General features: G+C 43.7%; 10 protein-coding genes. 7 read left to right on the top strand and 3 right to left on the bottom strand.

Features of this window, described 5'->3' with window-relative positions:
• Window positions 1–20 precede the first annotated feature (20 nt).
• Together ribBA and AC58CZ_RS09060 are read right to left on the bottom strand one after the other, a co-directional pair.
• Entirely contained in the window at window positions 21–1,133 is a 1,113-nt protein-coding gene (gene ribBA / locus AC58CZ_RS09065) for a bifunctional 3,4-dihydroxy-2-butanone-4-phosphate synthase/GTP cyclohydrolase II (RefSeq protein WP_494224257.1), read from the bottom strand.
• Between the two features lie 314 nt (window positions 1,134–1,447).
• Window positions 1,448–2,737 carry an AAA family ATPase gene (locus tag AC58CZ_RS09060; protein WP_494224258.1) on the bottom strand — a complete coding sequence of 430 codons (1,290 nt, stop codon included), beginning with the start codon at window positions 2,735–2,737 and terminating at the stop codon, window positions 1,448–1,450.
• A 415-nt stretch (window positions 2,738–3,152) separates the two neighbouring features.
• Here AC58CZ_RS09060 and AC58CZ_RS09055 point away from each other — a divergent pair, with 415 nt between their 5' ends.
• Window positions 3,153–3,686: a type IV secretion protein Rhs gene (locus tag AC58CZ_RS09055; RefSeq protein ID WP_494224259.1), complete on the top strand. Its 534-nt coding sequence runs from the start codon at window positions 3,153–3,155 to the stop codon at window positions 3,684–3,686.
• Between the two features lie 84 nt (window positions 3,687–3,770).
• A complete protein-coding gene (locus tag AC58CZ_RS09050; protein ID WP_494224260.1) occupies window positions 3,771–4,667 on the top strand; it encodes a hypothetical protein in 897 nt (298 codons plus the stop codon).
• A 118-nt stretch (window positions 4,668–4,785) separates the two neighbouring features.
• Here AC58CZ_RS09050 and gltA read toward each other — a convergent pair whose 3' ends face one another.
• A complete protein-coding gene (gene gltA / locus AC58CZ_RS09045) occupies window positions 4,786–6,066 on the bottom strand; it encodes a citrate synthase (protein ID WP_494224261.1) in 1,281 nt (426 codons plus the stop codon).
• Window positions 6,067–7,085: 1,019 nt separating this feature from the next.
• On the opposite strand from gltA, the gene sdhC reads away from it, so the two are divergent.
• The 5 genes from sdhC to AC58CZ_RS09020 all read left to right on the top strand — a co-directional run bounded on the left by sdhC (window position 7,086) and on the right by AC58CZ_RS09020 (window position 14,825).
• Window positions 7,086–7,472, top strand: coding sequence for a succinate dehydrogenase, cytochrome b556 subunit (gene sdhC, locus AC58CZ_RS09040; protein ID WP_075105828.1), 387 nt, complete (start codon window positions 7,086–7,088; stop codon window positions 7,470–7,472).
• A gap of 20 nt (window positions 7,473–7,492) precedes the next feature.
• Window positions 7,493–7,879 carry a succinate dehydrogenase, hydrophobic membrane anchor protein gene (gene sdhD / locus AC58CZ_RS09035; protein WP_227511562.1) on the top strand — a complete coding sequence of 129 codons (387 nt, stop codon included), beginning with the start codon at window positions 7,493–7,495 and terminating at the stop codon, window positions 7,877–7,879.
• Between the two features lie 354 nt (window positions 7,880–8,233).
• On the top strand, window positions 8,234–10,084 hold the full coding sequence (sdhA, locus tag AC58CZ_RS09030; RefSeq protein ID WP_075105827.1) for a succinate dehydrogenase flavoprotein subunit: 1,851 nt from the start codon (window positions 8,234–8,236) through the stop codon (window positions 10,082–10,084).
• A gap of 206 nt (window positions 10,085–10,290) precedes the next feature.
• A complete protein-coding gene (locus AC58CZ_RS09025) occupies window positions 10,291–11,001 on the top strand; it encodes a succinate dehydrogenase iron-sulfur subunit (RefSeq protein WP_058023969.1) in 711 nt (236 codons plus the stop codon).
• Window positions 11,002–11,939: 938 nt separating this feature from the next.
• A complete protein-coding gene (locus tag AC58CZ_RS09020) occupies window positions 11,940–14,825 on the top strand; it encodes a 2-oxoglutarate dehydrogenase E1 component (protein ID WP_494224262.1) in 2,886 nt (961 codons plus the stop codon).
• Window positions 14,826–14,899: the final 74 nt, after the last annotated feature.

Raw genomic sequence — 14,899 nt, 5'->3', positions numbered from 1 at the left:
AGGCCATTTTCCAAATGGGTTTAGCTCTCTTGCGGTGCGTGCACAAAATCCACCACATTGAGATCAAAACCTGATAACGCATAAAACTTCATGGGCGATGACAATAGACGCATATCACGGACGCCTAAATGACGTAATATCTGTGCACCAACGCCGATACTGCGATAAGGCTGCTGGGTGATGGTCGATTGTGACTCATTGTCCAAGGCTTTATCTAATGCATCCCCTAGATCGACCGGTTGATGATTGCCGACCCAAACCAACACACCGCGCTCTGAGGCGCTAATCTCTTCTAGCGCTGATTGGACGCTCCAGCCGCTACGACCTGTCATATCATTTTTGGCGGCAAATAAATCACGCAGTGGGTGGAAACCGTGGACACGTACGGTACTCACGCCTTCGCTCACATCTCCTTTTACCAAGGCGATATGAGTTTCTTCAGCGCCGAACTCGCGGAAACGGTGCAAGGTAAAAGTGCCATGTTCTGTTTCAAAAGGACGAGTTTCGATTTCCTCTACCGTTTGCTCATTGGCGATGCGGTAGTTGATGAGATCAGCAATGGTGCCCATCTTGATGTTATGCTCTTTGGCAAATATCTCAAGATCATCGCGACGTGCCATGGTGCCATCAGCGTTGATGATTTCCACAATCACCGCAGCAGGCTCTAATCCTGCCAGTCTTGATAAATCGCACCCTGCTTCTGTGTGGCCTGCACGGTGCAGGACGCCGCCGTTTTGTGCCATGATAGGGAAGATATGGCCAGGTTGTACGATGTCTTCGGGTTTGGCTGCCGAAGATACAGCGGCTTGAATGGTGCGAGCACGGTCAGCCGCTGAGATACCTGTGGTGACGCCTTCAGCCGCCTCAATCGATACTGTAAAGTTGGTGCTAAATTTTGCCTCGTTGCGATCTGACATCAGCGGCAATGCCAATTGCTGGCAACGCGCTTGTGATAGCGTTAAGCATACCAAGCCGCGCGCGTGGGTAATCATAAAGTTAATGTCTTCAGGGCGCACATGGGTCGCCGCCATGATGATATCGCCTTCGTTTTCGCGGTCTTCATCATCCATCAAGATGACCATTTTTCCAGCACGAATGTCTTCGATAATCTCAGGAATCGTATTTAAACTCATAGTAAATCTCAATATTTTATTATTAATAAATATGTGTGGTTTGTAATATAAAGGGTTGTCGGCTCATTGTAGCAGTAGTTGGTAACACGTGCTGTTGCTGTTGAGCAAATCGTTTGATCATCATAGCAACTAAATATGAAAATGTTTCATGATTCTTATTCATCATGACGATAGGTATTTTAACGGTTTTTGCCTCAGCGTGCTGACCCAAAGCTGAACTATAACGCTTAGTCTTTTAAAAACAGGGTTAAATATTATTAATGGCTCATATAGGCAACTTCTCAATTCTTTTTTTGCAAAATTAAGAGTTGTTTTTAGTCATTACTGGCGGCTTGGCTTTTTAGCCACGCCATAAACTGCTTGCTATGCTGTTCTCGCTGGTTATCAGCAAACTCATAAAAGCTCGTGCCTGCTAAGTTTTCTGGCAGATAGCTTTGAGGGTAGTAGTGATTGGGATAATCATGCGGGTAAGCATAACCTTGACCATAGCCTTGATTGCGCATCAATTTGGTCACGCCATTACGCAGATGTAGTGGTACTGGCGAGGCGTCTTTTTCTGCCAACGCCATCGCTGCATTGATCGCTTTATACGTGCTGTTACTCTTTGCACTGGTAGCAAGGTAGACCACCACTTGCCCTAGGATAATACGCGCTTCTGGCATACCGATGGATTGCACACTGCGCAGGGCTGCATCCGCAAGGAGTAGAGCGTTTGGATTGGCATTGCCGATATCTTCACTGGCTAAGATTACCAATCTGCGCGCGATAAAATCGGCAGGCTCACCGCCAACGAGCATCCGCGCCATCCAGTACAGCGCCGCGTCAGGATCTGAGCCACGCACTGATTTGATCATGGCTGAGATAATATCGTAATGTTGCTCGCCATCTTTGTCATAACGTACCAACGCGGTCTGCGCCACTCGGCTGACCAATTCATCATTGATAATAATCGGTGATTGCTTGGCATCCGCTGTTTGAATCGCTAGTTCTAGCAAGTTTAGTGCCTTTCTTGCATCACCGTGAGCCAGTTGGCTGATGGTCTCTTGTGCCTGCAAGTCGATGGTGAGCTTTTTGAGTACATGGTCTTCCGAGAGTGCCCGCTGTAATACCGCACTGATTTGCTCGGGCGTTAACGGCTCTAAGCGGTACACTTGGCAACGTGACAACAGCGCGTTATTCACACTAAACGACGGATTCTCTGTCGTGGCGCCAATCAGCGTAATATCACCAGACTCTACCGCGCCCAATAATGCATCTTGCTGCGCCTTATTAAACCGATGAATCTCATCGATAAACACCACTGGTGATTCAAATGCCAGTGAGTCTTTGCTATCGAGCACCTCGCGCAACTGCTTGACCCCAGTATTCAATGCAGAAAGCGCATGAAAAGGTCTATTAACTGCATCCGCCAATAGCATTGCAATGGTCGTCTTACCGATACCTGCTTCGCCGTGCAAAATAATAGAGGGCAGATGCCCTTGTTCGACCAAACGCCGTAAAGGTGCGCCAATGGCCAAAAGATGCTCTTGACCAATAATAGCTGCGAGAGAATCAGGGCGCATACGCTGAGCAAGAGGGGTGTCGGCATGAAAGTTAGGCGGCATAAGGTTCTCTATTGAAAAATTAAAAAACGGTCTATTGGCTAAAGTGGCGGCCATTGAGAGATTTTATAGTCAAATCTAAATAACGACATACTCGTCTATAGTTATCATTTCTATTGAAGTGAAAAGCGTTTGTTTGCTTGGCATGATTCTCGCAGCAACTTTACTATGACAATGAGTATTAGACATCAGGAGTCAAAGTAGGCTAATTTATAAGTAGGGTACTTGCTATAAACAATACACGCTAGGCTAACGCAAAAACATGTTAATGAAAGCTAACGAAGCGTATAGCTTATGTCCCCAGCACTTTATTTTTAATGATTCATCCTTATTAACGGTTCAATGGTAACGATCAGAATGTTTGACCAAACACCATTTATTATCACTGCCCTAGCAAATATAAGGTATTACATTGACGATGTCTGGACAACCTCTCAAGCGTTTGTTGAATCGATATTCACGCAGCAGCGTAAAAAAGCAGCAGTCGCGTTGTCTGACAGTTGGTGAGATCGCGTTGGCACGCTCAGTGTTCGGTGACAGTATCAGATTAGATGAAGTGCGACTAAAAACCACTTGGTGGGTTCTCAAAAATTATGCGGTAAGTCCGAATGGTCATATTTACTTTAATCCAGCCGATTGGATCACAGATTTTAGTGTGGCCTCGTTAGGCAAGCAAAGCTGGCTCATCCATGAGCTCACCCATGTGTGGCAGTTACAGCAAGGCTTGAAAGTGGTACGCGGTGCCCTTATCGATCGGCGATATGATTATGTGCTAGAGACGGGTAAGTCCTTTTTTAAATACGGTATCGAGCAGCAGGCGCGAATGGTTCAAGATTATTTTGTGCGCCGTCAAAAAGGACAGGGTTGTCAGGATTTAGAAGCCTGTATACCATTTTTGACAGTGAATGCTATCACTGACAAAAAACGCGCCAACAGCAATTTTACTGCTTAAACTGCCTCATAGTAAGCGAAAAGCCTACGTGCACCACCATTTTAGCTTTTTATATTTTTGCTTTATTAAAGGATACGTACTCTCATGCTTCGACTTTTGCCAGTAAAGCCTAATATTGATACTTCTGCTAGCTCAGCTTTGGCCGCAGTAGCGCTAACGGGCGTGCTATTTCTGACCGGCTGTCAGCAGCAAGCTGACGCACCGCCTGTACCAGATGAGGCTCAGACAACTGAAAAAACAAGTGAGGAAGACAGTCAACCTATGCAGCAAAGTGATTCTGCTGCGGCGCGTATAGAGCAGTTTCAGCCTATATACGTTGCGCAAGCGCAAGGGCTACAGCGTCGACTACAAGCAGAGTATGAGTCACTGCAAGCGGCAGATGCTTCAGATAGCGAAGAGTCGCTATTACTCAATGGAGCGACCAACGATTCAGCTACTCTTACAGAAAATGCGAATAGCGCCAATTCCGAACCATTACCAGCTGATAGTCCAGTAGAAGCTAACGCTACCAGTGAGGAAGGTTCGGATGCAGAGATGAATACAAGTACCGAAGTGGGCGAGCGTGATCTGACTGTATTAAAGCGTATCAGTCTTGAGCCGCGCAAACCGATTATATTGACGGAAGAGCAGATCATCGAGCGATATCAGCAAACGATGGCAGCGTTATATCAGCCTGTGACTACGCCACTCAGTGCAGAGGATTCTGATACGCTGATCAATATAGCGACCTTAATACCTCAGCTGTTTGAGCATGCAGAGATTGCAGGAAGGGTCAGTGCAAAAAGCCCTGCGCTGGCTCGGTTGATTATTCAGCACCAAGTATGGGAGCAAATAGAAGCGCAGCAAGTGGTTGATATGCAGCAAATGAAGCAACAACAGCAGCAAGAATTTGAAACGCTCATGACCAAATTCAACGATACGATTAAAGGATATGATGAGCAGATTGCCAAATATGAACAGACGTTAAAAGAGTTCCAATAGCGTATGACGTGATGGCGATAGTCGCGTGCCAAGTATCGTATTTGCTATAGACTTTACAGACACAATAAAAAATCCCGCACGATGGCGGGATTTTTTATTGTAAAGATACTATTTTTGCTTACTTACGGTCTTCAACCTTGACAAAGTCACGGCGCGTTTCACCAGTATATAACTGACGTGGACGACCGATCTTGTATGGGGCGCTGTGCATCTCTAACAAATGGCTGATCCAACCTGAAGTACGAGCCAGTGCAAAGATTACCGTAAACATTGATGTTGGGATACCGATGGCTTTTAAGATAATACCAGAGTAAAAATCAACGTTTGGATATAGGTTACGCTCGATGAAGAACGGGTCTTCTAGTGCAATTTTTTCGAGTGCCATTGCCAATTCAAGCTTAGGATCGTTGACACCAAGTGCTTCTAATACTTCATCACAAGTCTCTTTCATGACTTTCGCACGTGGATCGAAGTTTTTGTAGACACGGTGACCAAAGCCCATTAGCTTCACTTCACGGCTTTTCACTTTTTCCATGAATTCAGGCACGTTTTCAACCGTACCGATTTCATCAAGCATCTCTAGTACAGCTTCGTTTGCGCCGCCATGCGATGGACCCCAAAGAGCTGCGATACCAGCAGCGATACAGGCATAAGGGTTAGCACCGGTAGAACCTGCTAAACGTACTGTTGACGTAGAGGCGTTTTGCTCATGATCAGCATGCAAGGTAAAGATTTTGTCCATTGCACGAGTGATGACGTCGTTCGTCTTATAGTCTACATCAGCAGGAGTCGCAAACATCATGTACAAGAAGTTCTCAGCGTAGCTAAAGTCGTTACGCGGATACATGAACGGTTCGCCCTGCGAGTATTTATAACTCATCGCCGCAAGCGTAGGCATCTTAGCAATCAAACGAATAGCCGTGATTTCACGATGCTCTTCGTTACTGAGGTCTAGGTTGTCATGATAGAACGCTGATAACGCACCAACGACACCAACCATAATGGCCATTGGATGCGCGTCACGGCGGAAACCTTCAAAGAATTTACGCAATTGATCATGAACAGCCGTATGTTCACGAATTTTTTCAAAGAAATCTGCCTTTTGCTCAGCGTTAGGTAGGTCGCCATTTAGCAACGCATATGCCACTTCTAGGTATTCAGCATGGTTTGCTAACTCGTCGATAGGGTAGCCGCGGTGTAATAACTCGCCTTTGCCACCATCGATATAAGTAATTTTTGATTCAACAGGAGCAGTTACTTTAAAACCAGGGTCATAAGACCAAAATCCTGATTCTTGCAAAGCAGCAACATCGATAACTGGGCGCCCTAAAGTACCTTTAATAATAGGAAGTTCGTATTCTTCACCATTCACGGTTAGTTTGGCATTAGTATCAGCCATAAATTGCTCTCCATTGGTTTGACTTGTTAGAATAAGTTACTACAGACGCATACCCTCGCGTCATTGTCGGTTGAACGGTAAAAGTGCATTCAACTCATTTAGTACGCAGGGTATATTAGCAGCAATTCTTGATGATTTGAAAAAACTTTTATGGACCATGTGTCCAATTGGCGCGGTGTGGCGGTGGTTATTCGCTGTAATTTTTGTATCAAAATATGTCTGTCAGGTTATTTTGCTTAAAATTCATCTCTTTTTGAGCAAGTTTACAGCAGCATTATCAGAGCCATATTTTAGGTTTTTAAATATATTTTAGAGACAAAACTCATAAATAATGACACCAAAAACTGGCAGACTATGCCTAGTAAGCGGATTAAAGTTTGTCATAATAATTACTGTCAAAAACCAGTATTATCCTTATTCATTTATTTATTGATTAAATATGTATATATTCTTACTGAATGGATAAATTTGTAATTATTGCTCAGGCATTTTATAATTGTAGGAATTAACTGGCACTAGCTTTGCGCGAATTAATAAATGACCATGTTATAGTGTCGCTCAGAGCGTCTTGTATTCATGCTTATTTACGATTGTCCGGTGTTGCGATAGACCAAACCGCATTCTATGGTTTGAACTTTCTTCTTAACCAATCTTTTTTATTTGTTTGGCACAGGATTTTGAGTGCTTGATGTAAGGTTTGCTCTGATATATAACACATAGTAACGTTGTCTTGCTCTTCATACGACCTCTAAAATAGACTGGTTAGTCGATGTTACTCATGTTTATGCTCTTTGTTGTATAATAGATAGGTTGTTTGATAGGCCTGTCAGCTCGACAAGCGACATTGAACAGTCTATCAATACCTTTATATACATGATCCTTTCTTCATATTTAGCGCAAACTAAACGAAGTCAGCTAGCTCTTCCTTACTTTATTCGTCTCGTGTGTTGCTCAATGCTTAATTGACACCATTTTTGTCAAGCGTTGATAGCAGATACAGGAGTATAACCGCAAAAAGGATGCCCGCTGTGAAAAGCAACCGACCTATTGATCTGCCTCTAAGCCAAGTGATTAGCGTTAATCGCTCACCGATCGCAATCGCCTCTATTTTGCATCGTATCTCTGGCATTATTTTATTCTTATTAATTCCTGTAATGCTATGGCTATTACAGAACTCATTGGCGTCGCCTGAGAGTTTTGAGACCGTATTTGACAACGTACTTGTGCGCTTTTTGGCATGGATATTTGTTGCCGCCATCGCATATCACTTCGTGATGGGTATCAAACATCTATTTGCTGATATGGGCATGAACGAAGAGCTAAAATCTGGCCGCACTGCCTCTATGGTCAGTTTTGTAATTGCAGCGATTTTAGTTGTCGCGTCATTTATATGGGTGATGTTCTAATGATTAAAAATGATTCAGGAATCAAAAGTGCTACTGGTCTGACGGGTTCAGGCTCACGCGATTGGATTATTCAGCGTATTAGTGCTGTTGTTTTAGCCGTTTATAGTGTGGTGTTGCTGGGCTTCTTTTTGACCCACGGCGATGTCACGTATCTTGAGTGGTCATCATTCATGACTAGCCTGCCAATGCGTTTATTCAGCTTAGTTGCTGTACTTGCATTAGCTGGCCATGCTTGGGTGGGAATGTGGACAGTATTTACTGACTATATTACGACAGGCAAACTGGGCTCAAGCGCAGCAGGTTTACGTTTAGTGCTACAGTCATTGATGATTATCGCTATTTTAGTATTTCTATTTTGGGGCATCATGATTTTTTGGGGTAACGGCTTTAGTGTCGTTGCTGTTTAATGATTGAGTGACCAGCTTTAGTATTGATATAAGCATCTATATATAACGGATGCGCGCAGCTGGTATGTCAGCTGATAGAGTAGTTTAAAAGTATCCGTTGATAGCCAAAAATAGTCATAGCATTGGACCAATAGCGCCCACTATTTAGATTGTCGCTGAATGAGCAACAAGGTTGAGCAGGTTTGGTTCAGTATAACGATAGATATGCAAATTAAGTGGTCAAAGACTGTTATATCATCTTCTTTAATAAGTGCATGTGATGGCCAGATAAAAGCCCTTAAACCTGCAATAAGAAGATTTTAAAACACGCTTTTCATTTACTTATAAGCATTAACAGGCATTAGGAAAACCGTAATGGCAACTAGACAAGACAATACCATTAGTAATATTAAGACCCTAAACTACGATGCAGTTATCGTTGGTGGCGGTGGTTCAGGTATGCGCGCTTCATTGCACTTAGCGGAAGCGGGTATGAAGGTTGCAGTCCTGACCAAAGTATTCCCAACACGTTCGCACACGGTTGCTGCTCAGGGTGGCATCGGTGCAAGTTTGGGCAACATGAGTAACGACAACTGGCACTTCCATTTTTATGACACCGTAAAAGGGTCAGATTGGTTAGGTGACCAAGACGCTATCGAGTATATGTGCCGTGAAGCGCCAAAGGTAGTTTATGAGCTTGAGCACATGGGCATGCCGTTTGACCGTAACGAAGATGGTACGATTTATCAGCGTCCATTCGGCGGTCATACGTCAAACTATGGCGAAAAAGCGGTACAACGTGCGTGCGCTGCTGCTGACCGTACAGGTCATGCATTGCTACACACGCTGTATCAGAAAAACTTACAGCAAGGTACTGAGTTCTTTATCGAGTGGATTGCGCTTGATTTGATCAAAGACGAAGCGGGTAACATCAACGGTGTTATCGCTCTTGAGCAAGAGACAGGTACGGTTGCGGTATTCCAAGCACCAGTTACTGTCCTAGCAACAGGTGGTGCAGGTCGTATCTTTGCCGCCTCTACCAACGCTTATATCAACACAGGCGACGGTATTGGTATGGCCGTTCGCGCTGGTATCCCACTACAGGATATGGAGTTCTGGCAGTTCCATCCAACGGGCGTTCATGGTGCAGGTGTACTATTGACCGAAGGGTGCCGCGGCGAAGGTGCTATCTTGCGTAACAAGGATGGCGAAGCTTTCATGGAGCGTTATGCGCCAACCGTTAAGGATTTGGCACCACGTGATCTCGTATCGCGTTCTATGGACCAAGAAATCAAAGAAGGCCGTGGTTGTGGTCCTAATGCTGACCATATCGTCATGGACATGACCCATTTGGGTGTCGACACTATCATGAAGCGTCTACCGTCAGTATTTGAGATCGGTAAAAACTTCGCCAACGTTGACATTACTAAAGAACCTATTCCAGTTATCCCAACCATTCACTACATGATGGGTGGTATTCCAACCACTATCCATGGTCAGGTAATCGTGCCAGATCTAGAAGCGGGTACTGATGAAGACGGTTTATATGCTAATGGTAACGTCGTTAAAGGCCTATACGCTATTGGTGAGTGCGCTTGTGTGAGTGTACACGGTGCCAACCGTTTAGGTACCAACTCACTACTTGATTTGGTTGTGTTTGGTCGTGCTGCTGGTAAGCACATTGTTGATGAGTTCCATCAAAACGATCATAACTACAAACCACTTGATCCGCATGTACTTGACATCACGGTTGGTCGTTTAAACAAATTGCAGCAATCAACATCAGGCTACAATGCACAAGACGTGGCTGATGAGATTCGCGCCACCATGCAGGCACATGCCAGTGTATTCCGTACGCAAGCCATGATGGATGAAGGCGTTGAGAAAATTTTAGCGCTGGGTGAGAAAGTCGAACAAATCCATTTGGGTGATAAATCACAAGTCTTCAACACTGCTCGTATCGAAGCGTTTGAAGTGGCAAACCTATACGAAGTAGCAAAAGCGACGATGGTATCAGCCGCGAGTCGCCACGAAAGCCGCGGCGCGCATAGTGTCTCTGATTATGATCGTCCAGAAGATGATGACTATGCACCAAACGGCCGCAATGACCACGATTGGATGAAGCATACTTTATGGTATTCTGAAGGCAACCGTATCATTTACAAACCAGTTCGCAAAGTGCCACTGACTGTTGACTATATCGAACCAAAAGTTCGCGTCTATTAATCCTAGACTATGCGCTCGATATAAACAGAAAGCTTAAACGTTTTATCCCTTATTCATTTATTAAAAAGGTGACCGCCAGCTACATGCTCATAGGAGTGCTGCTAGGCTATTAGTTGATATTCAATCATCAGTAGTGATTAATAGCCAGCACTCATATGTTGCAATCTTTGTATGCCCGCCATCACCTACGTGTGGAGTTTAGCATTATGAGCCGAGGTACTCGCACCATCGAAATCTATCGCTACGATCCTGATGTGGACGCAGCCCCACGCATGCAAACTTATACGATTGAATTACTTGATTCAGATCGTATGTTGCTTGACGTGTTATTACGCCTAAAGAAAGAAGATGAAACAATCACTTTCCGCCGCTCTTGCCGTGAAGGTATTTGTGGTTCTGATGGCATGAACATCAACGGTAAAAATGGTCTAGCATGTCTAATCAACATGAACACTCTACCAGAAAAAGTAACCGTTCGTCCGTTACCTGGTTTGCCAGTGGTTCGTGACTTGGTTGTTGATATGAACCAATTTTACGAGCAATATGAAAAAGTACATCCGTACTTAATCAACGATCAGCCAGCACCACCAACTGAGCGTTTGCAGTCTCCTGCTGAGCGTGAAAAGTTAAATGGTCTGTATGAGTGTATTCTGTGTGCATGCTGCTCAACGAGCTGCCCATCTTTTTGGTGGAACCCTGATAAGTTCTTAGGTCCATCAGCATTGCTACATGCGTATCGCTTTGTTGCTGACAGCCGTGACGGTGACACGCAAGCACGTTTGGCGCGTCTAGACGATCCGTTCAGTTTATTCCGTTGCCGCGGTATCATGAACTGTGTGTCAGTTTGTCCAAAAGGCTTGAACCCAACCAAAGCAATCGGTCATTTACGTAATATGTTGATTGATCAAGCTGGTTAATTGTTTTGATTGTTATTGACTAACAAAAACACCACCTATTCATTAGGTGGTGTTTTTGTTAGTCAAAATCACTGATTATAGTAGTGTTAATTTTCTGATTACTATTGTTTAAAGTGGGCTTCTATTGGTAGTGATGAACAATCCTGCCGGATAGGTAGAAAAAGAAGTCTAGTACACTGGTTAATAATAGGACGTTAGTCTATCCGTAAATCCGTACGGGCGATACGTTGACCATATGTAAGAAGACATATTATATAAACAGTCAATCTATACAATCAGATACACGTAAAGTTTGGTATAATTACATCCTGAACTTGATCAAACATTGCGAAGTTTGTTTCCAATGCATCAAAAGTAGCATCTATACGGGCTATTGTATTAATACAATAAAACGTTATGTATACAATAACGATGCTTCTATAATTGATAATAGATATTCATTACGTAAATACTTAGTATTGAACAAACAAACTATATCGCAAAAAACGCTCATGATATTCTATACAGCAATGCATGTTTATCTGAAACGATAAGATTTGTTAGCAAATAGCGGATATTTCAGCGATAATAGCCAGTTTATAGGCTAGCTGAAATATTGACCATTTATTAATAATTTATCATTGATGAATTGGTTATGGCTAAAAGAAGTATATATAAATTAATGTTGTGAAACGAGCTAGATCAGAAAACTGAGTGTTCACAAATAAATTTATTTTTAACATAGGTGTTGCAATAAGACTTGTTATCACTATTTAGCATTACTTGCTCTTTTAGACAATGACAGCAATATTCTATAGTGACGGCAATACTTAGGGATAAAGGGTTTTATCGAACTGTATTCAATGGGGTATGACGAATTGTCTAAACGCCTAGCATACAACGACTGACACCATAATAAGCACGATTCCATTCATTTATCTATCAAATAGACGATTATTATGAATAGTATAACCAAAGAAAAAGCGGACCAAGGACATACTGAACTGGCCGCCGATAATGCCAGCTATATAGAAGCTCTTTATGAGCAATACCTAACGGACCCTGATAGTGTTGACACAGATTGGCAAGCGTACTTCGAACAGTACAAATCGTCAAATGATGCTCAGCATAATGCTATTAAAGACCAATTTTTGTTACTTGCCCGCAATCAAACGGCGAACAAATCGAGTAACGAAAGTACCGGTACAAGTAGTAGTAATTCAGACAACTGTACTGATCCAAAGCAAATGGGTGTACAGCAACTCATCTCCGCATACCGCCGCCGTGGTCACCGCCGCGCCAAGCTAGATCCATTGAACTTACATCCACGTGCAGAAGTGGAAGATTTGACCCTAGCTTATCACAACCTATCAGAAGCCGACCTTGATACTGTATTCCCAACCAATGATTTAGTGATCGGTAAAGACGAAGCACCATTACGTGAAATTATCGAGATCATGGAGCGTGTTTACTGCCGCCATATCGGTATTGAGTATATGCATGTGACCACCAGCACTGAAAAACGCTGGATGGAAGAGTATGTAGAAAGCAATCTAGGCTATATCAAGTTTGACAAAGAAAAGCGTTTGTCTATTCTTGAGCGTCTAACAGCTGCCGAAGGTCTAGAAAAATATTTGGCGCGTAAATATACAGGCGTTAAGCGTTTTGGTCTAGAAGGTGGTGAGAGTTTCATACCTGCAGTCAATGAAATCATCCAACGTGCTGGTGGCTATGGTACAAAAGAGATGGTCATTGGTATGGCTCACCGTGGACGTCTAAACGTGTTGGTCAATATTTTGGGCAAAAACCCTGCAGACTTATTTGATGAGTTTGACGGTAAAGTGCAGCCAGAAAAAGGCTCAGGCGACGTTAAGTATCACAATGGTTTTTCATCTAACGTGATGACCCCAGGTGGTGAAGCGCATTTAGCCTTAGCATTTAACCCATCGCATCTTGAAATCGTTGCACCAGTATTACAAGGCTCAGTACGTGCACGTCAAGTGCGCCGTAATGATCAGCCGTCATTAGATAATACTGGTGGCAACTCAGTATTACCAATCGTTATCCATGGTGATGCGGCTTTTGCTGGACAGGGTGTGGTTCAAGAAACCTTCCAAATGTCACAGACCCGTGCTTATACCACTGGCGGTACTGTACATATCGTTATCAATAACCAAGTTGGCTTTACCACTAGCCGTCAAGAAGATGTTCGTTCAACCGAATATTGTACTGATGTCGCAAAAATGGTACATGCACCAATCCTACACGTGAATGGTGATGATCCTGAATCAGTCGTTTTCGCGGCTCAATTAGCCTTAGACTATCGTCATCAGTTTGATAAAGACATCATTATTGACTTGTTCTGCTACCGTCGCAACGGTCACAACGAGGCAGATGAGCCTTCAGCCACTCAGCCATTGATGTATGCAGTTATTAAGAAATTGCCAACGACACGTACCCTTTATGCACAAAAGCTCATCGCAGAAGGTATCTTAAATACTGAAGAAGAAAAACAGTATGAAGATAATTATCGTGAATCTTTAGACCGTGGCGATTACGTTGTCAGCTCACTGGTTCAAGAGCCTAACGAGCAGCTATTTGTAGACTGGAAGCCTTATCTAGGTCATGACTTGGTTGACGATTGGGATACCAGTGTTGATATCGAAAAGCTCAAAGGGTATGGACGCCGTATGGCTGAGATGCCAGAAGGCTACAAGCTACAGCGTCAGGTTCAAAAGGTTGTTGAGCAGCGTCTAGCCATGCAAACAGGCGAAGAGCCTCTGAACTGGGGTGCCGCTGAGACATTAGCCTATGCATCATTAGTTGATAACGATGATGTCTTGGTACGTATTACTGGTGAAGATGTCGGCCGTGGTACATTCTCACATCGTCATACTGAAATCTACAATGTTAATGATGGCAGCATGTATGTGCCACTTGCTCATTTGAGCGAGAAACAAGCACGTTTTGCTACTTATAACTCGTTATTATCAGAAGAAGCGGTATTGGCCTTTGAATATGGCTATGCTACGACAGTACCGAATGCCTTGATTGTTTGGGAAGCTCAGTTTGGTGACTTTGTGAACGGTGCTCAAGTCGTCATTGACCAGTTCATCTCAAGTGGTGAGACCAAGTGGCAACGTGTCTGTGGTTTGACGATGTTGTTACCGCATGGTTTTGAAGGTCAAGGCCCTGAGCATTCATCTGCTCGCCTTGAGCGCTTCTTACAGCTATGTGCTGAAGACAATATGCAAGTCATCACGCCAACGACTCCTGCACAGATTTATCATGCCTTGCGTCGTCAAGCGGTACGTCCGATCCGTAAGCCGTTGATCGTTATGTCACCGAAGAGTTTATTGCGTCACAAGCTAGCAACTTCTCATTTAGAAGAGCTTGCTAACGGTAAGTTCGAAACGGTATTGCCAGAGATGGACGATCACAACGCAGATAAAGTGACTCGTATGGTGCTATGTGGTGGTAAGGTTTATTATGATCTACTAGAACAGCGTCGTGCATTAGGTCTCGATCATGTTGCTATCGTCCGTATCGAGCAGCTATATCCGCTACCAGAGCAACGTTTGGTCGCTGAGATTGAGAAATACAGCAACTTGACCGAGATTGTATGGACGCAAGAAGAGCCATTGAATCAGGGCGCTTGGTACTACTTAGCACCGCATATGTTCCGTATTGTCGTACCGCATCCAACCAAAGCAAAAGTTATGGAGCCCGTGGCACGTCCTGCTAGTGCAGCACCTGCAACAGGATCTCCAAAACTGCATGCACAGCAACAACAAGCATTAATTGCTGGTGGTCTTGGTATCAGTATTGATGAGTTGTCTCAGTAACAGATTATCTAATTCAAAGACTATAGAAGATAAATGAATCAGGCGATGACAGTCAGTATCTTTTAGTACAACCT

The organism is Psychrobacter sp. CR212 (genome assembly GCF_059693765.1).
Note: the sequence above shows the minus strand (reverse complement) of the source record. Positions and strands in the feature narration are given on the sequence as shown.

Bases quoted from the DNA above. Each gene is read 5' to 3' on its own strand.
- AC58CZ_RS09020 (WP_494224262.1), top strand. From the start codon at position 11,940: ATGAATAGTATAACCAAAGAAAAAGCGGACCAAGGACATACTGAACTG.
- ribBA (WP_494224257.1), bottom strand. From the start codon at position 1,133: ATGAGTTTAAATACGATTCCTGAGATTATCGAAGACATTCGTGCTGGA.
- AC58CZ_RS09060 (WP_494224258.1), bottom strand. From the start codon at position 2,737: ATGCCGCCTAACTTTCATGCCGACACCCCTCTTGCTCAGCGTATGCGC.
- gltA (WP_494224261.1), bottom strand. From the start codon at position 6,066: ATGGCTGATACTAATGCCAAACTAACCGTGAATGGTGAAGAATACGAA.
- AC58CZ_RS09050 (WP_494224260.1), top strand. From the start codon at position 3,771: ATGCTTCGACTTTTGCCAGTAAAGCCTAATATTGATACTTCTGCTAGC.
- sdhC (WP_075105828.1), top strand. From the start codon at position 7,086: ATGCCCGCTGTGAAAAGCAACCGACCTATTGATCTGCCTCTAAGCCAA.
- AC58CZ_RS09055 (WP_494224259.1), top strand. From the start codon at position 3,153: ATGTCTGGACAACCTCTCAAGCGTTTGTTGAATCGATATTCACGCAGC.
- sdhA (WP_075105827.1), top strand. From the start codon at position 8,234: ATGGCAACTAGACAAGACAATACCATTAGTAATATTAAGACCCTAAAC.
- AC58CZ_RS09025 (WP_058023969.1), top strand. From the start codon at position 10,291: ATGAGCCGAGGTACTCGCACCATCGAAATCTATCGCTACGATCCTGAT.